Here is a 22778-nt window from a genome sequence, read left to right on the forward strand (position 1 = left end):
TCGTTAAGCCTCTTCCGAAACCTATTACCGGTAAGCTCTTGTTAGCCCTAGCGTTTAAGTCGAATTTTATGAGTATTCGATAGTGTCGCAATCAAGGTGAAAAACAAAAAATCACCAGGGCGACAAACGAGAGGCAAAGACAATGATCAATTCGCGTCCGGCGGCGAAGACCGCCAACGTATCCGACGATCGCCGCGAGGCTATCCGTTCCCTGTACATGGAATCGCTGCAGCTTGTTGAGCGGCTGCACCGCCGGCTGCTTGATGTCATCAAGGACGAATTCGACCGCAACGGCCGTTCCGACATCAATGCCATCCAGGCGCTGCTGCTGTTCAACATCGGCAATTCCGAACTGACCGCCGGCGAACTGCGCTCGCGTGGCTACTATCTCGGCTCGAACGTGTCCTACAATCTGAAGAAGCTGGTCGATCTCGGCTTCATCAACCACCAGCGTTCGCGCATCGATCGCCGTTCGGTCCGCGTCTCGCTGACGCCGAAGGGCAACGAAGTGGCCGATGTGGTCGCCGGTCTCTATGAGCGCCATGTCGGCTCGATCGAGCAGGTCGGCGGCATCAACACCGACGAGTTCAAGCAGATGAACCGTGCCCTGCAGCGGCTCGACCGCTTCTGGAACGACACCATCGCTTACCGGATGTAAGGCATCCGCCGCAGCGGATCTGGCCCGCGCCAAAGAAGCGCGGCCGCACGAGCGACCTTCAGTCAGGGCCGGTGCCGAAAGCACCGGTCCATTTTCTTGTGGCGCACGGCCGTCCCGGCCCAAGCTTTGCTTTCGCCTCCGCAGTGCCTAATGTCACCACACGAGGGAGGCATGATGGGACGAGAGGGGCGTTTCAGGATCTGTTCTGTCGCTGCGGTGCTTGCGATGGTGTCGCAAATGGCTTTCGCCGAGGACTGGTGGAAAGATTCCTTCGCCACCGAGGGCAGCAGTCCGTGCGACAACAATGACTCGATCGTGACAATTACCGACAAGTCCGTGGACATGTGGGAGGTCGGCTGCAGGCTGGACAAGGTTCAGAAGATCAATCGCCTGGATGCCGTCATTCTGGACATGACCTGTACGGACGATGAGCAGGGCGCTGAAAAGAGGCGGGAATTGCTGCTCAAACTGGACAACAAAGTCCTGCGTTATCCTCAAAACGAAGTGTTGCAGCGCTGCTCGGAACTGAAGGCGCAGCCAGGTCTGACGCCAAAGCCAGGTCTGGATCCAAAAGCACGTCCGGACCCAAAAGGCTGAGGCTTCTCGCACGACGGTGATGGTCGAGGACGAGACTGGCTTCGGACTGGATATCTGCGGATCGGGATATCTGGATTGTCACCGGTGCCGAAAAAGCACCGGTTCTTTCTTTTCGCGGTGTCGCCCGAAGCATATTGCGGGCCAAGGCCACGTTGCCGCCATAATCGCGGTGGAAGCGAGGATGCGGGTGATGCTGCCGGCCAGCGCTTGCGCTCACTTGAACCCGCATCGCGACAGCGCCTTTGACGCCTGTGCGATGCAGGTCATGGTTGGCTAATTCTTAACATTGCCAACCCTAGACTGCGGGCTCAATCGCCCGTTGAGAGCAAACCGAGCGAGATCGAACACAGCAAGAATGTCTGGAACGTCCATGAGAACCAGCCGCCGTTTTTTCCTTTCTGGAGCCTCAGCGCTCGCCGCCGCCATGGTGGCCGGCCGCGCGAGTGCGCAGGATGTGATTGGGGATATCCTGAAATCCTCGGCTCGCGGCAATTGGGATGATCAGTTCGACGCCCGCGCCAGCGAAGGCGGCAAGGTGGCCTCGACACTCCCGATCTTCAGCCTGCAGACCGTTGCATTCACCGAACAGGCTGTGGCGCAATACCAGAATATTGTCGGTCAGGGCGGCTGGGTAGATGTTCCCGCCACCAAGAAACTGGAACTCGGCGTCGATGACCCGGACGTCGTGCCGCTGCGCAAGCGCCTGATGATTGCGGGCGACCTGTCGCAGAGCGCCGGCATTTCGACGGCCTTCGATTCCTATGTCGATTCCGCGGTCAAGCGCTTCCAGTTGCGCCACGGTCTTCCGGCGGACGGCTCGATGGGCAAATACACCTATGCCGCGATGAATGTTTCGGCGCAGATCCGGCTCGGTCAGTTGCAGACCAATCTGCAGCGGCTGAAGGAGAAGGCTGGCACGCTCGGCAGCCGCTATGTGCTGGTGGACATTCCGGCGGCGCAGATCGAAGCGGTCGAGAACGACCGCGTCGTGCTCCGCCACACGGCAATCGTCGGCAAGATCGATCGCCAGACACCGATCGTCAATTCCAAGATCAACGAGATCATCGTCAACCCGTACTGGAACGCGCCGGTCTCGATCGTGCGCAAGGACATCATTCCGCTGATGCGGAAGGATCCCGACTATCTGAAGAACAGTCATATCCGCCTGTTCGCGCCGGATGGCAGCGAAGTCGATCCGATGAACGTCGACTGGTCGACCGACGATGCCGCCAAGTACCGTTTCCGCCAGGATCCCGGTTCGGAAAACGCCATGGCGTCGGTGAAGATCAATTTCCCGAGCCCGGATGGCGTCTATATGCACGATACGCCGCAGCAGAGCCTGTTCGGCAAGATGATGCGTTTCGATTCCTCAGGCTGCGTGCGCGTCCAGAACGTGCGCGACCTCGTCACCTGGATCCTGCGCGACACACCCGGCTGGGATCGCCAGCATTTCGAGGCGGCGATCAAGACGGGACAGAACACGCCGATCCAGGTCACCAACCCGGTCCCGGTGCACTTCCTCTATCTGTCGGCCTGGTCGACCGGCCCCGGTGTCGTCCAGTTCCGCGACGACGTCTATGCGCTCGACGGCAACAGCGAGCTGCAGATCACGTCTTCGCTCTAAGCGCCTGATAATTTGACGAAAAGCCGCCTTCGAGGCGGCTTTTCTGTTTGCGGCGCAGCCGCTGATTGGCCAGCGGCGCCAAAGCTTCCGCACGATTGACGGCGCCGAGCTCGGGGCTGGCCTTTGGTCATCTCGGTGCCGGCGCGGCCTGGCTGGACGCGGCGCCGGCGATTGCGCATGGTCCCCCGACAGCCGGAATCGCGCCATGCAAACCGCCATCTTCATCCTTGTCGTGCTCGTCTTCGTCGCCGTTTCCGGCGCGCTGGTGCGCCTGGTGCGGGTACCGCTGCCGGTGCTGCAGATCGCGATAGGCGCAGCACTTGCCTGGCCGGTGCGCGGCATCCATGTCGAGATCGATCCGGAACTGTTCCTGCTGGTGTTCATTCCGCCGCTGCTGTTCAGCGACGCCTTTGGCGCGCCCAAGCGCGAACTCATCGCCTTGCGCCGGCCTATACTCGATCTCGCCATCGGCCTCGTCTTCTTCACCATCGTCGGCTTCGGCTATGCCTTGCACTGGCTGGTGCCGAGCATTCCGTTGGTCGTGGCCTTCGCGCTCGCCGCGGTGCTGTCGCCAACGGATGCGGTGGCCGTCTCCTCGATCGTCGACAGGAACGTGGTGCCGGCGCGGCTGATGCACATCCTGGAGGGCGAGTCGCTGCTTAACGACGCGTCGGGCCTGGTGATGTTCCGCTTCGCCGTCGCGGCGGCATTGACCGGCAGTTTCTCCTTCGCCGCCGCTTCGTTGAGTTTCCTCTATGCCGTGGCGGTCGGCATCCTGGCCGGGGTGGCGGCACTGTTCGTCGCCGCCAAGATGCTGCAACTCTTGAACCGCATTGGCGGCGTGCCGGCCGAGGCACAGGTGCTGATCACCATCCTGCTGCCCTTCGTCGCCTATCTCGCGGCCGAGCATTTCGGGGCTTCGGGTATCCTGGCCGCGGTCACCGCCGGCCTTTTGACCGGGAGCACGGGCATATTCCGCTTCCTTGGCGTCTCGGCGCGCATGCAGACCATCTCGCTGTGGACGACGTTTTCCTTCGTCTTCAACGGCGCGCTGTTCATTGTGCTCGGCCTGCAGCTTCCCGAGATCGTCCGCAAGGTGCCGGCGGAGCTCACCGGCCACGATCCCATCATCCAGCCGGTGCTGACCGTCCTGGCGCTGACGCTGTGCCTGATCGCGCTTCGCTTCGTCTGGATCTGGATCGGCGACATCACGGCGGGGATCGCGGCCCGGCTCGGCAAGCGTGAGGCCGAGCCGTTCGGCCTGCGCGTGCGGCTCGCCGGATCGGTGGCGGGCGTGCGCGGGGCCATCACGCTGGCCGGCATCTTGTCGCTGCCGCTGGCCTTGCAGGACGCCTCGCCATTCCCCGCGCGCGACCTGGTCATCTTCCTCGCCGCCGGCGTCATCATCTGCTCGCTGGTGATCGCCAGCCTTGCCTTGCCGGTGATCGCGCGCGGGCTGGTCGAGCCGGGAGAAGATGCCGGCGCCGCCGAGGAACGCATGGCGCGCGTCGGCGCGGCGAAGGCGGCAATCGCCCACCTCGAGAGCATCACGCAGACGGACGAGGAGGAGGGCGACGTGCCTGGCATCAGGCTCGCCGCCGCCAACGGCATTGTCGCCGCCTATCGGCGGCGCATCGCGGCGGCCGACGAGGCCGACGAGGCGCGCGCCGAAGTGCGGGAGGCTGGCAGGCTGGAGATCGACCTCAGGCTTGCTGGCATCGCCGCCGAGCGCGATGCCCTGCGCGCCATGCTGCGCCGTGGAGAGATCAACGACCACACGGCGCGTGCCTTGTTCACCGAGATCACCCTCACGGAAGCCCTTTTGAACGGCAGACAGACACGGAAGTAGGAATTGCGGAAGCCTGACGCCGCGGATTTGCAGGCTCTGCCGCAAAACGGCCAGCAAATTTCGCGCTGCAAACGTGGCGAGGCCAAAACAACTGTGTTAATGGCGCGGCAATGCGTGTCGCCCGGAACTGCGCAGCGATTTTGGGGCAACGACATGCAGAAACAAATTGCCCCGAACCAGAGGATTTTTCAGGCCATGGCAACTGCAGCGGCAGCGTCGAACAAATTCGAATCTTTCTTCGAGACCACGCTTGCCGATGCCGATCCGGAGATTTTCGGCGCCATCCGCAGCGAACTCGGTCGCCAGCGCCACGAGATCGAACTGATTGCCTCGGAGAACATCGTCTCCCGCGCGGTGCTTGAGGCGCAGGGCTCGATCATGACCAACAAATACGCCGAGGGCTATCCGGGCAAGCGCTACTATGGCGGCTGCCAGTTCGTCGACGTGGCTGAGGAACTGGCCATCGAGCGGGCGAAAAAGCTGTTCGGCTGCAACTTCGCCAACGTCCAGCCCAATTCCGGCAGCCAGATGAACCAGGCGGTGTTCCTGGCGTTGCTGCAGCCCGGCGACACCTTCATGGGCCTCGACCTCAATTCCGGCGGCCATCTCACGCACGGCTCGCCGGTCAACATGAGCGGCAAATGGTTCAAGGTCGTGTCCTATGGCGTGCGCAAGGAAGACCATCTGCTCGACATGGACGCGATCGAAAAGACCGCGCACGAGACCAAGCCGAAGCTGATCCTGGCCGGCGGCACCGCCTATTCGCGTATCTGGGACTGGAAGCGTTTCCGCGAGATCGCCGATGCGGTCGGCGCCTATCTGATGGTCGACATGGCGCACATCGCGGGCCTCGTCGCCGGCGGCGTGCATCCCTCGCCGCTGCCGCACGCGCATGTGGTGACGACCACCACGCACAAGTCGCTGCGCGGCCCGCGCGGCGGCATGATCCTGTGCAATGACGAGGACATCGCCAAGAAGATGAACTCGGCGGTGTTCCCCGGACTGCAGGGTGGACCGCTGATGCATGTCATCGCCGCCAAGGCGGTCGCCTTCGGGGAAGCCCTGAAGCCGAGCTTCAAGATCTATGCCGAGAGCGTCGCCGCCAACGCCAAGGCTCTGGCCTCCAGCCTTCAGGAGACGGGCCTCGACATCGTGTCCGGCGGCACCGACAACCATCTGATGCTGGTCGACTTGCGCCCCAAGAACGCCACCGGCAAGCGCGCCGAGGCAGCCCTTGGCCGCGCCAACATCACCTGCAACAAGAACGGCATCCCCTTCGATCCGGAAAAGCCCTTCGTCACCTCGGGCGTGCGGCTCGGCACGCCCGCCGGCACGACGCGTGGCTTCGGCAAGGCCGAATTCCGCGAGATCGGCAAGCTGATCGCCGAGGTGCTGGACGGGCTCAAGGTCGCCAATTCCGACGAGGGCAATGCCGCGGTCGAGGCGGCCGTCAAGGCCAAGGTGGTGTCGCTGACCGATCGTTTTCCGCTCTATCCTTATCTTGGTTGACCATCCTTATCTCGATTGACCAGCCCCTTATCTCGATTGACCAGCCCCTTATCTCGATTGACCAGCCCCTTATCTCGATTGACAAGACCCTTATCTCGATTGACCGGACGCGAAGCGTCATCTTTTATCCGCCGGCAGCGGGCCACCCCTGGTCGGGTGGCGCATGGAACTGGAGAATTGATGATGCGCGATTTTCGTCTTGCCTCACTCGGCGCTCTGGGCTGGCTGGCTGCTTGCGGGTCCGCCTTGGCGCAGACGCAGCCGGCCCCCGACATGCCTGCCACCAGCACGTTCGGTCTATGGACAACCATGGTCGATACGCTCGACACCGGCCAGGATGCGCGCAAGACCTGCGCGGCTTCGACGGCGTTCTACGATGCGGGTGGCAATTCGGGCACGCTGACCTTGTCGATCTCGAACGGCGATGCGCTGCCGCCGGATGCCTATCCGGCCGTCATGATCACCATCGACAACAGGAGCCTGCAGACCGGCAAGAAGATCGCGGCGATTTTCGGCGATCCCGGCGTCAAGGTTTCGACGACTGTCTATTCCAACGACGCGGTCAACGGCCGTCCGACCTGGACCGTCGACAATCAGCCCAAGACCAGTCTCGCGCTGCTGCGTGCCATGCGCCAGGTCACCTCGCTCGACGTGACCTTCGGCAAGCAGGCTATCGCCAGCATCCCGATGGACGGCTTCACCAAGGCCTATCGCAGCCTCGGTGTGTCCTGCGGTTTCCCGACCAAGGACGTCGCGCCGTGACGCGGTCGACCGGATCGGCATAGGCGCCGCTGGCAATCTTCCTCGTGCCTCGCTATCTCTGGTGCGGCGGGCCGTCGAAGACACGGAACCGCTTCAATCCCGGCCGGAAAGGCTCTAAGCCTTTCGCCTCACCAGATTCGCGAACCCAAGGCTCTCCATGCGCTGTCCCTATTGCCAGTCCGAAGATACGCAGGTGAAGGATTCGCGCCCCGCAGAGGACGGCGCGGCGATCCGCAGGCGGCGTGTCTGTCCCGATTGCGGCGGCCGGTTCACCACCTTCGAGCGCGTGCAGCTGCGCGACCTCGTCGTGGTCAAGAAGTCGGGGCGAAAAGTGCCATTCGACCGCGACAAGCTGCTGCGCTCGGTCGAGATCGCGGTGCGCAAGCGCAATGTCGATCCCGAGCGCATCGACCGCGCGGTGACCGGCATCGTGCGCCAGCTCGAGAGCTCCGGCGAGACGGAAGTGGCCTCGGGCGAGGTCGGCCGCCTGGTCATGGAGGCGCTGAAGTCGCTCGATGATGTCGCCTATGTGCGGTTCGCCTCGGTCTACCGCAATTTCCGCGAGGCCAAGGATTTCCACGAGTTGCTGGGCGAACTGAAGGGCGACGAAGACAAGAGTGAAGAGGAAGCCGGCTGAGCATGGCAGGATCGCGACAGGGCGAGGCCGCACAAGCGGCCCTTGATCACCGTTTCATGGCCGCTGCGCTACGGCTGTCGCGCAGGAATGCCGGCAGAACCTCGACCAACCCTTCCGTCGGCACGCTGATCGTGCGCGATGACGGTGCTGGGCCGATGATCGTCGGCACCGGCGTCACGGCAGTCGGCGGCCGGCCGCATGCCGAGACCGAGGCGCTGGCCGAAGCGGGCGAACTCGCCCGTGGTGCCACGGCTTACGTCACCTTGGAACCCTGCGCCCATCACGGCCGCACGCCGCCTTGCGCCAGCGCGCTGGTCAATGCCGGCGTCGCGCGTGTCGTCGGTGCCGCCAGCGATCCTGATCCGCGCGTCTCCGGCAAGGGCTATGCTATTCTGCGAGCCGCCGGTGTCGAGGTGATCGAAAAGGTGCTGGCGGCGCAAGCCGCCGAGCAGATGGCCGGCTATCTCATCAGATCGCTGAAAAAACGTCCGGAAGTGATTCTGAAGCTTGCGCTTTCCAGTGACGGCAAGATCGGCAGGGAGGGCGCCGGCCAGGTCGCGATCACCGGCGAGATGGCCCGCCGCGAAGTCTATCTGATGCGGGCCGAGGCTGACGCCATCCTGGTCGGCATCGGCACGGCGCTGGAGGATGACCCAGCGCTGACGGTCCGCTTGCCGGGGCTCGAGAACCGTTCGCCGGCGCGCATCGTGCTCGACCGGCAGATCAGGCTGCCGGAGGCTTCGAAACTGGTTTCGGGCGTGGATCGCGTGCCGCTTTACGTTGCGGCTTGCCTGGAGGCCGATCCGCAGCGCAGGGCGGCCCTCGAGCGCGCCGGCGTGCGCTTCATCGGCACCGAAACCCATGAAGGCGGCGTCGCACTGCCGGAGCTGCTCGAGGATCTGGCGGCGCTCGGCATGGCAAGCGTGCTGGTCGAGGGCGGCGCCAGGGTGGCGAGCGCCTTCCTGGCCGACGGGCTGGTCGACCGCATCGTGCTGTTCCAGGGACCGGAAGCGATAGGTGAGGGCGGCATTGCATCGCCTATCGACGCTGACCATATCCCGGCAGGCTTTCGCAAGCTGCGCGAGATGCGTTTCGGCGAAGACGGTTCCGCCGAGTGGATAAGAGACCTCTAGACCATGATGCCGAAAAGTGGGACCCGGTTTTCGGACAAGGTCATGGTCAAACGGGATAGACCATGATGCCGAAAAGTGTCACCCGGTTTTCGGGCAAGATCATGGTCAAACAGGAAGACAACATCGATGTTTACCGGAATTGTCACCGATATTGGCACCGTCGCGGCGATCAAGTCGCTGAGCGAAGGCGTCGGCTTGCGCATCGACACCGCCTATGATCCCACGACCATCGCCATCGGCGCGTCGATCTCCTGCGGCGGCGTTTGCCTGACGGTCACGGCTTTGCCCGACAGCGGCTCGAACGCGCGCTGGTTCGAGGTCGAGGCGTGGGAAGAAGCCTTGCGGCTGACCACCGCCTCTGGCTGGAAATCCGGCACCAAGGTCAATCTCGAACGGGCGCTGAAGATCGGCGACGAACTTGGTGGCCACATCGTTTCGGGCCATGTCGACGGCACCGCCGAGATCGTCGAGCGCAAGGATGAGGGCGACGCGGTGCGCTTCACGCTAGAAGCGCCGCGCGGGCTGGCGAAATTCATCGCGCCGAAAGGCTCCGTCGCGCTCGATGGCACCTCGCTCACCGTCAACAAGGTCGAGGGGACCCGCTTCGACGTGCTGCTGATCCACCATTCGCTGACCGTGACCACCTGGGGCGAGCGCAAGGTCGGCGACCGCGTCAATCTCGAGATCGACACCATGGCCCGCTATGCCGCGCGGCTGGCCGAAGCGGCGAAAGAGGGACTTTGAGTGCTGCCTGCTTGAACCTCGACTTAGTCAGTATTAATCGCTATGATTAAGTCTGATTGTGAGGCTCAGATGGACACAAAAGTAATCACCGCTCACGTTCCGCTGCCGCTAGCAGAAAAGGTGGATCAGCTAGCTGCTCGCCTCGATCGCCCGCGCGGCTGGATCGTCAAACAAGCTCTTTCCGCGTGGGTGGATTTGGAGGAGGAGCGCCGACGTCTCACGCTTGAAGCACTGGCCGATGTGGATGCAGGACGGGTCATCGATCACCAGGCCGTGCAGGCGTGGGCTGAGAGTCTTGGCACCGACAAGCCACTACCGGTGCCTCGTTGATGGAGCTGAAATGGACCAATAAGGCTTTGTCCGACTTGGTCCGGCTCCACGATTTTCTCGCGCCAGCAAATGGCCCGGCGGCCGCACGCGCCGTGCAGGCGCTTGCTGCCGCGCCGGCACGGTTAGTCGAGTATCCGCGCATCGGTGAGAGACTAGAAGAGTTCGAGCCACGAGAAGTGCGCCGCATTTTGGTAGGCAGCTACGAAATTCGTTACGAAATACAGAACGCGACAATTTCTGTGTTGCGCCTGTGGCATACGCGAGAGGATCGATAGGCCCGGCGGCCCTCCGCCAATCTTCCGCTTGCGATCAACCCGGCTTCGGCCTAAGTCACCGGCAACCCCCCGGAGACTTTTATGGCTGGCACATCCCAACACGGCAAAGCCTTCATTCGTCCGAAGACGAAGGCGCACTTGCTTATCATCGAAGCGCGCTTCCACGATGGCCTTGCCGACGCGTTGCTTGACGGCGCGACAAACGCGCTCGATGAAGCGGGCGCGACCTACGACGTCGTCACCGTTCCAGGCTCGCTGGAGATTCCCGCGGTCATCACCTTCGCGCTGGATGGTGCGGCGGAAGGCGGCACAAATTACGACGGCTTCGTTGCGCTCGGCACCGTCGTTCGCGGTGATACATATCATTTCGACATCGTCGCCAACGAATCCAGCCGCGCGCTCATGGACCTGTCCGTGCAGGATTCGGTCTGCATCGGCAACGGCATCCTGACCACCGAGAACGATGCGCAGGCGTGGACGCGGGCCAAGCGCTCGGAAGGCGACAAGGGCGGCTTTGCCGCGCGTGCGGCGCTGACCATGATCGCGCTCAAGGAAAAATTGGGAGCGCAATCGTGAGCGAGCCCGCTTCGCCCGGCCAGCCGGCGGTGCGCCACGCCAACAAGCGCGGGGCTGCCCGTCTTGCCGCCGTGCAGGCGCTCTATCAGATGGATGTCGCCGGCAGCGGCGTCTTCGAGATCACCGCCGAATATGAGGCGTTTCGCCTTGGCAAGGAAGTGGACGGCGCGCTCTACCGCGAGGCGGATGCCCAATGGTTCCGCGCCATCCTGACGGGCGTCGTAGAGGACCAGAAGACCATCGATCCGATCATCCGCCAGTCGCTGACCGAGGACTGGCCGCTGTCGAGGCTGGATTCGACGCTGCGCGCCATTCTGCGCGCCGGCGTCTATGAACTGATGAAGCGGGAAGACGTGCCGGTGGCGGTGATCGTCTCGGAATATGTCGACATCGCCAAGGCCTTCTACGAGGAAGACGAGCCGAAGCTGGTCAATGCCGTGCTCGACCGCGTGTCACGCCGGGTGCGCGGCGAGGGACGCGGCAAGGACGCATCGTGACAGCCATCGCCGTCGAGGTGGGCAAGGGTGGGCGGCGCACAGCGCTGATCCTCGCCGCCTCGCAGGCGATCATCGGCTCGGCGGCACCCATTGCCATCTCCATGGGCGCGCTGGCCGGGCAATATCTGCTCGGTGCCGACAAATCGCTGGCGACGGCGCCGATCACCGGCTTCAACCTTGGCGTGGCGCTCGGCGCTCTGCCCGCCGCGGCCATCATCCGCAAGATGGGCCAGCGCGGCGGCTTTATGACCGGAACCGTCGTCACCGCGCTTGGCGGCCTGGTTGCCACCTTCGCGCTTTTCCATGGCAGTTTCTGGCTATTCGCGTTCGCGCTGCTGGTGATCGGCATCGGCGGTGCCTTCGTCCAGCAGTTCCGCTTCGCCGCCGCCGACAACGCACCACCGGAGTTCAAGGCGCGCGCCATCTCCTTCGTGTTGGCAGGCGGCATCGTCACCGCCATCCTTGGGCCGCAGATCGTCATCTTCACCCGCGAACTGTTCGCGCCGGTGATGTTTGCCGGATCGTTCGCCGCCATCCTGCCGCTTGCCGCGGCCGGCGCCATCATCCTGTCCTTCCTGCAACTGCCGGCGAGGGCGCCCGGCAGGGTGGAAATCGTCGACAGCGACGCAAGACCGTTGGCGGAAATCGTGACCAAGCCGCGTTTCGTCGCGGCGCTGTTCTGTGCGGTCGGCAGCTATGCGCTGATGAGCTTCGTCATGACCGGCGCACCGCTGGCCATGGTCGGCTGCGGCCTGTCGGAGGATGATGCGACGCTGGGCATCTCCTGGCACGTCATGGCGATGTTCGCGCCGAGCTTCTTCACCGGCTCGCTGATCCATCGTTTCGGCGCCGAACGCATTGTCGCCATCGGCCTGCTGCTGCTGATCGGCTGTGGTGCCGTAGCTTTGTCGGGCCTGGCATTATGGCAGTTCTGGACGGCGCTCATCCTGCTTGGCCTCGGCTGGAACTTTGCCTTCATCGGCGCCACCGCGATGGTGGCGGCCAGCTACCAGACGTCGGAAAAGGGCAAGGTGCAGGGCTTCCACGACTTTGTCCTGTTCGGCTCCGTCGCCTGCGCTTCGCTGATGTCGGGCATGGTCTACAACGCCTGGGGCTGGACCATGCTGAACTGGATGATCTTCCCGGTTGCCGTGCTCTGTTTCGTGGCGCTGGGCGCGCTGAAGATGACGAGCGCGCGCCCGGTTTGACGCCAAATCTATGCGTCCGGCGGCAGAACCTGAAGCACCCGCGCTATGAACATGTGGAACTCGGCCATGTAGTTGCGCAGGAAGTCCTCGGTGGATTCGACTGTCACTTCGCCGTCGTCCGTTATCAGTCCCGGGGTGAACTGGATGTAGGCCTCCGGGGCATTCATCTGGGGTGAGTTGCAGAAGCTCAGAACGCTGCGCAGGCTTTGTTGGGCGACAGCGGTTGCGATGGCGCCCGGCGATGTTCCGATGACGGCGGACGGTTTGCGTGCGAATGAATTCTTTCCATAGGGGCGGCTGGCCCAATCGATCGCGTTCTTCAATCCGCCAGGGATCGAGCGATTGTACTCCGGCGTGACGAACAGCACGGCCTGGACGGACGCGATCGCCTTCTTGAAATCCTGGGCGACCTGCGGGAAATCGGCGTCGTAGTCGTAGCTGTAAAGGGGCAGATCCCTGAAGGGGATTTCGGTCATTTCAAGTTCCGGAGGAGCCAGTTGAACGAGCGCCTTCGCGAGCTTGCGGTTGATGGATCCCCGGGCAAGACTGCCGATGAGGTAACCGACTTTGTGTATGGCCATGACACGCACTCCGTGTTTGCCACCCGCACCCTCACTGCATTATCCGTCAGATGGCGCCAGATCGCCAGCGTCGCCTCGAAATTGAACTTCCCAACAAAAATATTGCGCCTGTGCCCATTGTTATGAAACCGTGTACCCCGACTGGCCGTTGAAGCCATGCTCATATGCGGCGGCCGCATTACGGTTCACAGCAAGGGATTTTCACGATGTTTTCAGTCAAGGTTCTGGCCGGCGCGGCATTGGCGCTCGGCATCACCATGGCATCCGCCAGCGCCCAGGTGGTTGTCTCCTCGAAGATCGACACCGAGGGTGGCGTGCTCGGCAACATCATCCAGCTCGTCCTCAACGCCAACGACATCAAGACGACCGACCGCATCCAGCTCGGCGGCACGCCGGTGGTGCGCAAGGCGATCACCGCCGGCGAGATCGACATCTATCCCGAATACACCGGCAACGCCGCCTTCTTCTTCGAGAAGGCCGACGACCCCGCGTGGAAGGATGCCGCCAAGGCCTATGAGACGGCCAAGAAGCTCGACTACGACGCCAACAAGATCGTCTGGCTGTCGCCGGCGCCCGCCAACAACACCTGGGCGATCGCATTGCGCAAGGAAGTGGCCGACACCAACAAGCTCGCCACGCTCTCCGACTTCGGCAAATATGTCGCGGGCGGCGGTCAGGTGGTGCTGGCGGCATCCGCGGAGTTCGTCAATTCGGCGGCAGCCTTGCCGGCCTTCCAGACCACCTACGGCTTCAAGCTGAAGCCCGAGCAACTGATCACGCTCTCCGGTGGCGACACGGCGGCGACCATCGCCGCGGCCGCCAACCAGACCAGCGGGGCCAACGCCGCCATGGTCTACGGCACCGACGGCGGCATCGCGCCGTCCGGTCTTGTCGTGCTCGAGGACGACAAGGGCGTGCAGCCGGTCTACCAGCCGACGCCGATCGTCCGCGAATCCGTGCTCAAGCAACATCCCGAGATCGAGACGCTGCTGAAGCCGGTCTTCGCCAAGCTCGATCTCGTCACCCTGCAGGAACTGAACGGCCGCGTGCAGGTCGGCGGTGAGCCGGTCAAGGGCGTCGCCGAGGACTTTTTGAAGAAGAACGGGTTCTTGAAGTAGTCAGCGCACCCGGAAGCGACGTTGGTGCGAGGCGCCCCTCTCTGTCCTGCCGGACATCTCCCCCTCAAGGGGGGAGATTGGCAGCATCGGCGTCGGCACTCACCTTGCATCGCTGGAGATTGGCGAAAGCCGTTAGGATATCCGATCTCCCCCCTTGAGGGGGAGATGGCCGGCAGGCCAGAGGGGGGCGCCTCGCGCAAAGGGGCCGCCGCTCTGCACGGCCGCGTATCATGACCCTGCGCTTCGACAAGCTCGGCGTGGTCATTGCCGCGATCGCGGCCTGCGCGGCGTTCCTTGCCCCCTTCGCCACGTTCCGCGCCAACCGCATCGTCCCCGGCCAGGCGCGCTCGATTCTCGAGGCGCTGCCGGCAATCACCGGTCCATTGCTTTTGGCAATCGTGGTCGCGGCAGCGCTCATCGCACTGTTCAGGACGCCGCTCGTGCTGCGTCTTGCCGCCAGCGTGGTGGCGCTGGCCGCGCTCGCGGTGCTTGTCGGCGTCGCCGGCACGTTTCTCACGCCGGCCGGCAACACGTTTGCCAGGGTGTCGCCGGCCTCCGGTTTCTGGATACTCATCTTCGCCTTCACGCTTTTGCTGGCGGACGTCCTGACGCGCCTGAACCTGTCGCCCTCGGCCCGTGTCGGCGTGCTGGTCGCCGCCGCCGCGGCCATTGGCCTGCTTTTGGTGTCGGGGGCCTGGAACGACCTTTCCATCCTCAAGGAATACGCCAACCGCGCCGACAGTTTCTGGGCCGAAGGCTCCAAGCATGTGACCCTGGCGCTCGGCTCCCTGCTTGCCGCGGTGGTCGTCGGCCTGCCGCTCGGCATCCTCTGCCATCGCGTCGAAAGACTGCGGGCCGGCGTGCTCAACGTGCTCAACATCATTCAGACCATTCCCTCGATCGCGCTGTTCGGTCTGCTGATCGCGCCGCTCGGCTGGGTCGCCACGCATGTGCCGGGAGCCGCCGCGCTCGGCATCCGCGGCATCGGCACCGCGCCTGCCTTCGTCGCCCTGTTCCTATATTCGCTGCTGCCGGTTGTGGCCAATACCGTGGTCGGCCTCGCCGGGGTGCCGCGAGCCGCCCACGATGCGGCGCGCGGCATGGGCATGACCGAACGCCAGCGCCTGTTCGGCGTCGAGTTTCCACTGGCCTTTCCGGTGATCCTGACCGGCATCCGCATCGTGCTGGTGCAGAACATCGGCCTCGCCACCATCGCCGCACTGATCGGCGGCGGCGGCTTTGGCGTGTTCGTCTTCCAGGGCGTCGGCCAGACGGCGATGGACCTTGTGCTGCTCGGCGCGGTGCCGACCGTGGCGCTCGCCTTCGCCGCCGCCATCGTCCTCGATGCGGTGATCGAAATGACCGCCACCAAGCGCAGGGTTGAAACGGCATGATCGAGATCGAAGGCATTACCAAGCGCTACGACGCGACAACGGTGGTCGACGATGTGTCGATGGTCATCGAGCCGCGCACCATCGCGGTCATTGTCGGCACCTCCGGCTCCGGCAAGACGACGCTGCTGCGCATGATCAACCGGCTGGTCGAACCGACCGCCGGCATCATAAAGCTCGACGGCGCCGACAATCGCTCGGTGCCCGGCTACGAACTGCGCCGCAGCATCGGCTATGCCATCCAGGGCCATGGCCTGTTTCCGCACCGAACCGTGGCCCAGAACATCGCCACCGTGCCGGTGCTGCTCGGCTGGGACAAGTCCCGTATCGATGCGCGTGTGGACGAGTTGATGACGCTCTACCAGCTCGATCCGCGGGAATTCGGGCCGCGCTACCCGCACGAATTGTCCGGCGGCCAGCAGCAGCGCGTCGGCGTTGCCCGCGCGCTCGCCGCCGAACCCAACGTGCTGCTGATGGACGAGCCGTTCGGCGCGCTCGACCCGATCATCCGCACCAAGGCGCAGGAAGACCTGCTGGCCATCCAGAAGCGCTTCGGCACCACCATCATCCTCGTCACCCATGACATGGAGGAAGCCGTGCATATGGGTGACAAGATCGCCGTCATGGATGCCGGCAAGCTCGTCCAATACGCCAAACCCGCCGAGATCCTGGCAAACCCGGCCAGCAGCTTCGTCGAGACCCTGGTCGGCGCCAGCGAACGGCCATTCAGGCTGTTGTCGCTCGGGCGGGTGCGCGACGCCGTGGAGAAGGGCGCCGCCGATGGCGAGGCGATCCCCGGCGATGCCAGCCAGCGCGATGCGCTGGCTGAACTCCTCTGGTCGGGCCGGCTGGCGCTGCCGGTGAAAGGCGCCGACGGCAAGCCGCTCGGCCGCGTCACGGTGGACGGGCTGGTCAAGCGCGCGGCGAGGCCGGCATGAAGGCCTGGCTGCCTTTGCTGCTCAGGCTTGCGCTGGTGGTGCTGCTCGTTGCTTTCGTTACCAATCCAGGCTGGTTCGAGCCGCTGCTGAAGCCGTTGACCGAAAACAATGCTCCCGCAATCTACAATCAGGGCAGCCTGCTGACGCTGACGCTTTTGCATCTGCGTACCGTGCTGATCGCCACCGTCGCGGCGACCATTGTCGCGGTGGCCCTGGCTATTCTCGTCACCAGGCCGGCCGGTGCCGAATTCCTGCCCTTGTCGCGCAGCCTGGTCAACATCGGCCAGACCTTTCCGCCGGTGGCGGTGCTGGCGCTCGCCGTGCCGGCTGTCGGCTTCGGCGAGAAGCCGACGCTGATTGCGCTGTTTCTCTACGGCTTGCTGCCGATCTTCGAGAATGCGCTGACCGGGCTGACGACGCTCCCAGCCAACGTCGTCGAGGCGGCGCGTGGCGCCGGTATGACCGGCTGGCAGCGGCTGACCAAGGTCGAACTGCCACTCAGCGCGCCGATCATCCTTGGCGGCATCAGGCTGTCGGTGGTGATCAGCCTGGCCACGGCCACCATCGGTTCGACCGTGGCCGCCAGGACGCTGGGGGAGGTCATCATTGCCGGCCTGTTGTCGAACAACCTGGCCTTCATCCTGCAGGGCGGCCTGATCGTGGCCGCACTGGCCGTGCTGATCTATGACGGCCTGTCGGCCGTCGAGCACTACGCGGCGCGGCGCATGGGACGCGAGGCGGAGTAGCTCTTGAGGGCGCTGGCGGTCTCGTCGGAATGATTCCCTTGCGTCATTTCAATCGATCTAAATGAAAGACCGCACGGGCAGGACCGTCGCGGCTTTTGTCTTTTGGGCGAAAGCCGGGCAAAAAACGAACAATATCTTGACGTTCGCGACCCTGTTTCGCATACACCGCTGCGAAGAGGCGGATTCCGTTCGCGGATCCGGTCTTTGTCTCAACGGCCCAGGGAGGGGTTCTTTTGGGCCATCAATCGAGGAAAATCCGGCAATGACAATTATTTCCGCCGTCATCGCCTGCGGTCTGCTTTCTGTCCTTTACGCCATCTGGGCGACACGTTCGGTTCTCGCGTCCGATCAGGGCAATGCACGCATGCAGGAAATCTCCGCCGCCATCCGCGAAGGCGCGCAAGCCTATCTGGCACGCCAGTACACAACCATCGCCATCGTCGGCGTGGTCGTACTCGTGCTCGCCTGGTGGCTGCTTTCCATCACCGCCGCGATCGGCTTCCTGATCGGCGCCGTGCTGTCGGGCGCCGCCGGCTTCATCGGCATGCACGTTTCGGTGCGGGCCAATGTGCGGACCGCGCAGGCGGCATCCAACAGCCTCGCCGCCGGCCTCGACATCGCTTTCAAGTCGGGCGCCATCACCGGCATGCTGGTTGCGGGCCTCGCCCTGCTCGGCGTCTCGATCTACTATCTCATCCTGACCCACTTCATGGGCCTTGAGCCCAACGACCGTATCGTCATCGACTCGCTGGTCTCGCTCGGTTTCGGCGCGTCGCTGATCTCGATCTTCGCCCGTCTCGGCGGCGGCATCTTCACCAAGGGCGCCGACGTCGGCGGCGATCTGGTCGGCAAGGTCGAAGCCGGTATTCCCGAGGATGATCCGCGCAACCCGGCCACCATCGCCGACAATGTCGGCGACAATGTCGGCGACTGCGCCGGCATGGCCGCCGACCTGTTCGAAACCTACGCGGTGACGGTCGTCGCCACCATGGTCCTCGGCGCCATCTTCTTCGGCGGCACCGCCATCCTGGGTGCCGCGATGCTCTATCCGCTCGCCATTTGCGGCGCCTGCATCCTGACCTCGATCGTCGGTACCTTCTTCGTCAAGCTCGGCTCCAACGGCTCGATCATGGGCGCGCTCTACAAGGGCCTGATCGTCACCGGCCTGCTGTCGATCGTCGGCCTCGCCGTCGCCACCTCGGCAACGCTCGGCTGGGGCGAGGTCGGCACCGTCGCCGGCATGACCATCACCGGCAAGAACCTGTTCATCTGCGGCCTGATCGGCCTCGTGGTGACCGGCCTTATCGTGGTGATCACCGAGTACTACACCGGCACCAACAAGCGCCCGGTCAACTCGATCGCCCAGGCGTCGGTGACCGGCCATGGTACCAACGTCATCCAGGGCCTTGCGGTCTCGCTGGAATCGACGGCGCTGCCGGCCATCGTCATCGTCGGCGGCATCATCTCGACCTACCAGCTCGCCGGACTCTATGGCACGGCGATCGCCGTCACCACCATGCTCGGTCTTGCCGGCATGATCGTCGCGCTCGATGCCTTCGGCCCGGTCACCGACAATGCCGGCGGCATTGCCGAAATGGCTGGCCTGCCCAAGGAAGTGCGTCATTCCACCGACGCGCTCGACGCGGTCGGCAACACCACCAAGGCGGTGACCAAGGGCTATGCCATCGGTTCGGCCGGCCTCGGCGCGCTGGTGCTGTTCGCCGCCTACTCGAACGACCTGAAGTTCTTTGCCGCCAATGGCGACAAATATCCTTACTTCCAGGGCATGGGCGAAATCTCCTTCGACCTCTCCAACCCCTACGTGGTCGCGGGCCTCATCTTCGGCGGCCTGATCCCGTATCTGTTCGGCGGCATCGCCATGACGGCCGTCGGCCGCGCGGCGGGCGCCATCGTCGAGGAGGTGCGCAAGCAGTTCCGCGAGGATCCGGGCATCATGGCCGGCACCTCCAAGCCGAACTACGCACGCGCGGTCGATCTTCTGACCAAGGCGGCGATCCGGGAAATGATCATCCCGTCGCTGCTGCCGGTGCTGGCGCCGCTCGTCGTCTATTTCGGCGTGCTGCTGATCTCGGGTTCGAAGGCGTCCGCCTTCGCAGCTCTCGGCGCTTCGCTGCTCGGCGTCATCGTCAATGGCCTGTTCGTGGCCATCTCGATGACTTCGGGCGGCGGCGCCTGGGACAACGCCAAGAAGTCGTTCGAGGACGGTTTCACCGACAAGAACGGCGTCAAGCACCTGAAGGGCTCCGAGGCGCACAAGGCCTCGGTGACCGGCGATACAGTCGGCGATCCCTATAAGGACACCGCCGGCCCGGCGGTCAATCCGGCGATTAAGATCACCAACATCGTCGCCCTCTTGCTGCTGGCCGTGCTCGCGCACGGCTGAGCGGCCGGCGTTTTGAAATGAAGATCCGCGGGGAGCGATCCCCGCGGATTTTTATTGGGAGAGCCTGTCGGGTGTCACGGTTTGCCGATTGGGTGTGCGGGTGGGCCATCCAGCCGTCTGGTGCTTGCCCGGTTGCTGGCAAGCCGGCTTGCCTTGGCCGTAACAAAAACCCGCAGGATCGCTCCCGCGGGCTTTTGGTCGCCTGAGATGGTGCTGCCCTCCAAGGGAAGGCAGGATCTGAAGATCAGGGAGTACCGCCGCCGGGAATGCCGGGCGCCAGCTTGCTGGCGCCGTTGATGATCTGGCTGAGGAAGTTCTGGTCCTTGCCGCCAGTCGGCGTCGTGCGGGAGATGAAGTCGAAAACCTTGCCGTCCTTCAAGCCGTAATTGGCGATCTGGGTGACGCGGCCGTCATCGCCGAAATAGACCGCCAGCACTTTCTGGTCGATCAGTCTCGGCTTGTCGAAGGCGACATAGCGTTTGCGGGTTTGCGAGATGTAGTAAAACGCCTCATTGTCGAAAGTGGCCGTGGTCGACGGCGTGCCAAGCGCCAGAAGCACCTGCTCGCGGCTGGACCCGACGGGCACCGAATCGACCGCCTGCTGGTCGTAGACATATCCTTGCGTCAGCGTCTCGCTCGGACTGAGATCGCCAATCATCTTGTTGGTGTGGCATGCCGACAATGCCGAAACGACAAGCAGCAGCGAGATCGCGCCGGCGGGCCTGGAAGTGAAGGTCGACTTGAAATTCAGCGCGCGCAACAACAATTCTCCATTACATCGCCGCAACTTGCGCTGGGCCGCAAAACCGGTAAACCAGCTTGCTTGCCGTTGCAACAAGGCCATTCAACAAACGGTCCCCGGAGACCATCCCCATGTTCCAGCGCCTTTTTGGCCGCGAACGCCACGCCAACCGCGCCATCACCGACGCGCTTTACGCACAAATCGTGGCGGCGGCGCGGCAGACTGCATTTTATTCCGAGTGGAATGTGCCGGACACGCCTCTCGGCCGGTTCGAGATGCTTTCGCTGCACATGTTCCTGTTCCAGCATCGGCTGCGCGGCGAGGGCGGCGCGGCGCAAGAGGTCGCGCAGGTGCTGATCGACGAGTTCTTCCTCGACGTCGATCATTCGCTGCGCGAACTGGGCATTGGTGATGTCGGTGTGCCCAAACGCATGAAGAAACTGGCCAAAATGTATTATGGCCGCACCGCCGCCTATGACGATGCGCTGGAGAGAAACGATCACGACGGGCTGACCGCGGCACTTGCCCGCAATATCCGGCCCGATGCCGGCGCGTGGCCGCAGGCATCGCAACTGGCCAACTACGTCGCCGATGTCCGTCGGCAACTGGCCGCGCAGCCGTCCGAATCAATCGTTTCCGGCACGGTGGCTTTTCCGCTCGCAAGGGAGGTTGATCGATGAAACATGCCGATCCGCAAAGCCCGGTTTCCTTCCGCGCAAATGTCGCCCGTCTGCCGCATAAGGGGCTGCCCGTGGTGATAGACGCCGACGCCGCGCAGCGCGCCGCGCTCGCCGAGGAGCACGGGCTGCTGTCCGTCGAAGCCTATCGCGCCGAGCTACTGGTCGTCTCTTGGAAGCGCAATGGCGTGAAGGTCAGCGGCCGTGTCGAGGCCGACATCACCCAGGCCTGCATCGTCACGCTCGAGCCCGTCGAGGCCCATATCGATGAGCCGGTCGAGGCACTGTTGCTGCCCGAGGACTCCAAGCTTGGACGGCAGGGATTCGAAGGCGGCGGCGAAATACTGCTCGATGCGGACGGACCCGACAGTCCCGAAACGTTTTCCGGCGACACCATCGATGTCGGGGCTCTCGCCGAACAGTTCTTCGGCCTGGCGATCGACCCCTATCCGCGCAAGTCGGGCGCGGCGCTGGATGCCGGCGGCGATACCGAACCGGCGGAGAACGAATTTCAGCAAAAACTGCGATCCTTGCTGGGAAAATCCTGAAAACCGCGACGGCGACGGAAAAGTCGGTTGTGTGAAAGCCCAAAACCGCTATTTTCGCCGAACCTTTGCGACCACTAAAGCGACCTGCCGGATAACCGTGAGATGAATAACGCGTGATCAGGATTTCCATCGATGCCATGGGCGGCGATCACGGACCAGCCGTGGTCATTCCGGCGCTCATGACGGTCGCGACCCGCCGTCCCGACATCCGTTTCGTCATCTACGGGCGTGAGGAGTTGGTGCGTCCCGAACTGGCCAAATTTCCCAAACTGGCCGAGGTCAGCGAGTTCATCCACTGCGAAATCGCGGTCAGGATGGACGACAAGCCGAGCCAGGCGTTGCGCCATGGCCGCTGGAAATCGTCGATGTGGAAGGCGGTCGAAGCGGTCAAGTCGGGCGCCGCGGACGCCTGCATCTCCGCCGGCAACACCGGTGCGCTGATGGCGATGTCGAAATTCTGCTTGCGCACCATGGCCACCATCGATCGCCCGGCGATCGCGGCATTGTGGCCGACATTGCGCGGCGAAAGCGTGGTTCTGGACGTTGGCGCCACCATCGGCGCCGATGCGCACCAGCTCATTGATTTTGCCATTCTGGGCACCGGCATGGCGCGTTCCGTGTTCGGCATTGCCCGGCCGACGGTTGGCCTGCTCAATGTCGGCGTGGAAGAGATCAAGGGCCAGGAAGAGGTCAAGGAAGCGGGGCGCATGCTGCGCGAGGCCAACATGGCCTCGATGAACTATCATGGCTTCGTCGAAGGCGACGATATCGGAAAAGGTACGGTCGACGTGGTGGTGACGGAAGGCTTCGCCGGCAATATCGCGCTGAAGACGGCCGAGGGCACCGCGCGCCAGATCGCAGGCTATCTTCGCGCCGCCATGAGCCGTACCCTGATGGCCAAGATCGGCTACGTCTTCGCCAAGGGCGCCTTCGATCGGCTGCGCGAAAAGATGGATGTCGGCCGCTCCAATGGCGGCGTTTTCCTGGGCTTGAACGGCATCGTCGTCAAAAGCCATGGCGGTGCTGATTCGGACGGGTTCGCCGCCGCGATCGAACTCGGCTATGACATGGTCCGCAACAATCTGCTCGACCGCATCGAGGCCGACCTGGACCTGTTTCATGCGCGCAACCCGCATGCCCTGACATCTAGGAAATCCGACGTCGTTATCGACGCGAAGGAATAGGAAAGAACTTTGATCAGATCAGTCGTGGGGGGGGGGGGGGGGGGGGCGGG

General features: G+C 63.7%; 24 protein-coding genes. 22 read left to right on the top strand and 2 right to left on the bottom strand.

Features of this window, described 5'->3' with window-relative positions; genetic code table 11:
* Positions 1–142: 142 nt before the first annotated feature.
* From ldtR to LB577_RS28360, 14 genes are all read left to right on the top strand, one after another.
* On the top strand, positions 143–658 hold the full coding sequence (gene ldtR / locus LB577_RS28295; protein WP_013896002.1) for a transcriptional regulator LdtR: 516 nt from the start codon (positions 143–145) through the stop codon (positions 656–658).
* Between the two features lie 171 nt (positions 659–829).
* Positions 830–1255, top strand: a complete 426-nt coding sequence (locus LB577_RS28300; RefSeq protein WP_051410526.1) for a hypothetical protein — start codon at positions 830–832, stop codon at positions 1253–1255.
* Positions 1256–1625: 370 nt separating this feature from the next.
* The gene (locus tag LB577_RS28305; RefSeq protein ID WP_023764065.1) at positions 1626–2879 is read left to right on the top strand and encodes a murein L,D-transpeptidase; all 1254 of its coding nucleotides are present in this window, start codon (positions 1626–1628) and stop codon (positions 2877–2879) included.
* Between the two features lie 205 nt (positions 2880–3084).
* Positions 3085–4728 (top strand): Na+/H+ antiporter, encoded by a 1644-nt coding sequence (locus LB577_RS28310; RefSeq protein WP_224689821.1) that lies wholly within the window; start codon positions 3085–3087, stop codon positions 4726–4728.
* Between the two features lie 195 nt (positions 4729–4923).
* Entirely contained in the window at positions 4924–6237 is a 1314-nt protein-coding gene (gene glyA, locus LB577_RS28315) for a serine hydroxymethyltransferase (RefSeq protein WP_224689822.1), read from the top strand.
* Positions 6238–6420: 183 nt separating this feature from the next.
* Positions 6421–6999, top strand: coding sequence for a hypothetical protein (locus LB577_RS28320; RefSeq protein ID WP_023780329.1), 579 nt, complete (start codon positions 6421–6423; stop codon positions 6997–6999).
* 157 nt (positions 7000–7156) lie between these two features.
* Positions 7157–7636 carry a transcriptional regulator NrdR gene (nrdR, locus tag LB577_RS28325; RefSeq protein ID WP_013895995.1) on the top strand — a complete coding sequence of 160 codons (480 nt, stop codon included), beginning with the start codon at positions 7157–7159 and terminating at the stop codon, positions 7634–7636.
* A gap of 2 nt (positions 7637–7638) precedes the next feature.
* Positions 7639–8769 carry a bifunctional diaminohydroxyphosphoribosylaminopyrimidine deaminase/5-amino-6-(5-phosphoribosylamino)uracil reductase RibD gene (gene ribD, locus LB577_RS28330; protein ID WP_224689823.1) on the top strand — a complete coding sequence of 377 codons (1131 nt, stop codon included), beginning with the start codon at positions 7639–7641 and terminating at the stop codon, positions 8767–8769.
* A gap of 126 nt (positions 8770–8895) precedes the next feature.
* Entirely contained in the window at positions 8896–9513 is a 618-nt protein-coding gene (locus LB577_RS28335; protein ID WP_224689824.1) for a riboflavin synthase, read from the top strand.
* Positions 9514–9582: 69 nt separating this feature from the next.
* Entirely contained in the window at positions 9583–9843 is a 261-nt protein-coding gene (locus tag LB577_RS28340; RefSeq protein WP_013895992.1) for a CopG family ribbon-helix-helix protein, read from the top strand.
* On the top strand, positions 9843–10118 hold the full coding sequence (locus LB577_RS28345; protein WP_013895991.1) for a type II toxin-antitoxin system RelE/ParE family toxin: 276 nt from the start codon (positions 9843–9845) through the stop codon (positions 10116–10118). The genes LB577_RS28340 and LB577_RS28345 overlap by 1 nt, the downstream gene beginning before the upstream one ends.
* Before the next feature lie 81 nt (positions 10119–10199).
* The gene (gene ribH, locus LB577_RS28350) at positions 10200–10694 is read left to right on the top strand and encodes a 6,7-dimethyl-8-ribityllumazine synthase (protein ID WP_224689825.1); all 495 of its coding nucleotides are present in this window, start codon (positions 10200–10202) and stop codon (positions 10692–10694) included.
* Positions 10691–11191 (top strand): transcription antitermination factor NusB, encoded by a 501-nt coding sequence (nusB, locus tag LB577_RS28355; RefSeq protein ID WP_013895989.1) that lies wholly within the window; start codon positions 10691–10693, stop codon positions 11189–11191. Before ribH ends, nusB begins: the two co-directional genes overlap by 4 nt.
* Complete coding sequence (locus LB577_RS28360; RefSeq protein ID WP_224689826.1) at positions 11188–12399, top strand: MFS transporter; 1212 nt, start codon at positions 11188–11190, stop codon at positions 12397–12399. The genes nusB and LB577_RS28360 overlap by 4 nt, the downstream gene beginning before the upstream one ends.
* Before the next feature lie 8 nt (positions 12400–12407).
* Here the strand turns inward: LB577_RS28360 and LB577_RS28365 are convergent, their stop codons facing one another.
* Positions 12408–12980, bottom strand: a complete 573-nt coding sequence (locus tag LB577_RS28365; protein ID WP_013895987.1) for an NADPH-dependent FMN reductase — start codon at positions 12978–12980, stop codon at positions 12408–12410.
* Positions 12981–13186: 206 nt separating this feature from the next.
* On the opposite strand from LB577_RS28365, the gene LB577_RS28370 reads away from it, so the two are divergent.
* The 5 genes from LB577_RS28370 (at position 13187) to LB577_RS28390 (ending at position 19577) form a co-directional block, all read left to right on the top strand.
* The gene (locus LB577_RS28370) at positions 13187–14098 is read left to right on the top strand and encodes an ABC transporter substrate-binding protein (RefSeq protein WP_224689827.1); all 912 of its coding nucleotides are present in this window, start codon (positions 13187–13189) and stop codon (positions 14096–14098) included.
* 230 nt (positions 14099–14328) lie between these two features.
* Entirely contained in the window at positions 14329–15492 is a 1164-nt protein-coding gene (locus LB577_RS28375; RefSeq protein WP_224689828.1) for an ABC transporter permease, read from the top strand.
* Positions 15489–16427, top strand: a complete 939-nt coding sequence (locus tag LB577_RS28380) for an ABC transporter ATP-binding protein (RefSeq protein WP_224689829.1) — start codon at positions 15489–15491, stop codon at positions 16425–16427. The genes LB577_RS28375 and LB577_RS28380 overlap by 4 nt, the downstream gene beginning before the upstream one ends.
* Entirely contained in the window at positions 16424–17173 is a 750-nt protein-coding gene (locus tag LB577_RS28385; protein ID WP_023776355.1) for an ABC transporter permease, read from the top strand. Before LB577_RS28380 ends, LB577_RS28385 begins: the two co-directional genes overlap by 4 nt.
* Positions 17174–17435: 262 nt before the next feature.
* Positions 17436–19577 carry a sodium-translocating pyrophosphatase gene (locus LB577_RS28390; protein WP_013895982.1) on the top strand — a complete coding sequence of 714 codons (2142 nt, stop codon included), beginning with the start codon at positions 17436–17438 and terminating at the stop codon, positions 19575–19577.
* A gap of 244 nt (positions 19578–19821) precedes the next feature.
* On the opposite strand, the gene LB577_RS28395 is transcribed toward LB577_RS28390, so the two are convergent.
* A complete protein-coding gene (locus LB577_RS28395; RefSeq protein ID WP_224689830.1) occupies positions 19822–20337 on the bottom strand; it encodes an outer membrane protein assembly factor BamE in 516 nt (171 codons plus the stop codon).
* Positions 20338–20450: 113 nt separating this feature from the next.
* Between LB577_RS28395 and LB577_RS28400 the strand changes: the two genes are divergently transcribed.
* The 3 genes from LB577_RS28400 (at position 20451) to plsX (ending at position 22728) form a co-directional block, all read left to right on the top strand.
* On the top strand, positions 20451–20999 hold the full coding sequence (locus LB577_RS28400) for a ubiquinol-cytochrome C chaperone family protein (protein WP_224689831.1): 549 nt from the start codon (positions 20451–20453) through the stop codon (positions 20997–20999).
* Positions 20996–21544, top strand: coding sequence for a YceD family protein (locus tag LB577_RS28405; RefSeq protein ID WP_224689832.1), 549 nt, complete (start codon positions 20996–20998; stop codon positions 21542–21544). Before LB577_RS28400 ends, LB577_RS28405 begins: the two co-directional genes overlap by 4 nt.
* A 113-nt stretch (positions 21545–21657) precedes the next feature.
* On the top strand, positions 21658–22728 hold the full coding sequence (gene plsX / locus LB577_RS28410) for a phosphate acyltransferase PlsX (protein ID WP_224689833.1): 1071 nt from the start codon (positions 21658–21660) through the stop codon (positions 22726–22728).
* Positions 22729–22778: the final 50 nt, after the last annotated feature.

This window comes from Mesorhizobium sp. B283B1A, assembly GCF_020165735.1.
Classification (GTDB): domain Bacteria; phylum Pseudomonadota; class Alphaproteobacteria; order Rhizobiales; family Rhizobiaceae; genus Mesorhizobium; species Mesorhizobium opportunistum.

Excerpts from the sequence above, each read along its gene's own strand:
- LB577_RS28320 (WP_023780329.1), top strand. The coding sequence starts at position 6,421 with ATGCGCGATTTTCGTCTTGCCTCACTCGGCGCTCTGGGCTGGCTGGCT.
- LB577_RS28335 (WP_224689824.1), top strand. The coding sequence starts at position 8,896 with ATGTTTACCGGAATTGTCACCGATATTGGCACCGTCGCGGCGATCAAG.
- LB577_RS28375 (WP_224689828.1), top strand. The coding sequence starts at position 14,329 with ATGACCCTGCGCTTCGACAAGCTCGGCGTGGTCATTGCCGCGATCGCG.
- LB577_RS28405 (WP_224689832.1), top strand. The coding sequence starts at position 20,996 with ATGAAACATGCCGATCCGCAAAGCCCGGTTTCCTTCCGCGCAAATGTC.
- nrdR (WP_013895995.1), top strand. The coding sequence starts at position 7,157 with ATGCGCTGTCCCTATTGCCAGTCCGAAGATACGCAGGTGAAGGATTCG.
- LB577_RS28365 (WP_013895987.1), bottom strand. The coding sequence starts at position 12,980 with ATGGCCATACACAAAGTCGGTTACCTCATCGGCAGTCTTGCCCGGGGA.
- LB577_RS28380 (WP_224689829.1), top strand. The coding sequence starts at position 15,489 with ATGATCGAGATCGAAGGCATTACCAAGCGCTACGACGCGACAACGGTG.
- LB577_RS28390 (WP_013895982.1), top strand. The coding sequence starts at position 17,436 with ATGACAATTATTTCCGCCGTCATCGCCTGCGGTCTGCTTTCTGTCCTT.
- LB577_RS28400 (WP_224689831.1), top strand. The coding sequence starts at position 20,451 with ATGTTCCAGCGCCTTTTTGGCCGCGAACGCCACGCCAACCGCGCCATC.
- LB577_RS28345 (WP_013895991.1), top strand. The coding sequence starts at position 9,843 with ATGGAGCTGAAATGGACCAATAAGGCTTTGTCCGACTTGGTCCGGCTC.
- ldtR (WP_013896002.1), top strand. The coding sequence starts at position 143 with ATGATCAATTCGCGTCCGGCGGCGAAGACCGCCAACGTATCCGACGAT.
- LB577_RS28385 (WP_023776355.1), top strand. The coding sequence starts at position 16,424 with ATGAAGGCCTGGCTGCCTTTGCTGCTCAGGCTTGCGCTGGTGGTGCTG.
- glyA (WP_224689822.1), top strand. The coding sequence starts at position 4,924 with ATGGCAACTGCAGCGGCAGCGTCGAACAAATTCGAATCTTTCTTCGAG.
- LB577_RS28300 (WP_051410526.1), top strand. The coding sequence starts at position 830 with ATGATGGGACGAGAGGGGCGTTTCAGGATCTGTTCTGTCGCTGCGGTG.
- LB577_RS28370 (WP_224689827.1), top strand. The coding sequence starts at position 13,187 with ATGTTTTCAGTCAAGGTTCTGGCCGGCGCGGCATTGGCGCTCGGCATC.
- ribD (WP_224689823.1), top strand. The coding sequence starts at position 7,639 with ATGGCAGGATCGCGACAGGGCGAGGCCGCACAAGCGGCCCTTGATCAC.
- ribH (WP_224689825.1), top strand. The coding sequence starts at position 10,200 with ATGGCTGGCACATCCCAACACGGCAAAGCCTTCATTCGTCCGAAGACG.
- LB577_RS28305 (WP_023764065.1), top strand. The coding sequence starts at position 1,626 with ATGAGAACCAGCCGCCGTTTTTTCCTTTCTGGAGCCTCAGCGCTCGCC.
- LB577_RS28340 (WP_013895992.1), top strand. The coding sequence starts at position 9,583 with ATGGACACAAAAGTAATCACCGCTCACGTTCCGCTGCCGCTAGCAGAA.
- LB577_RS28310 (WP_224689821.1), top strand. The coding sequence starts at position 3,085 with ATGCAAACCGCCATCTTCATCCTTGTCGTGCTCGTCTTCGTCGCCGTT.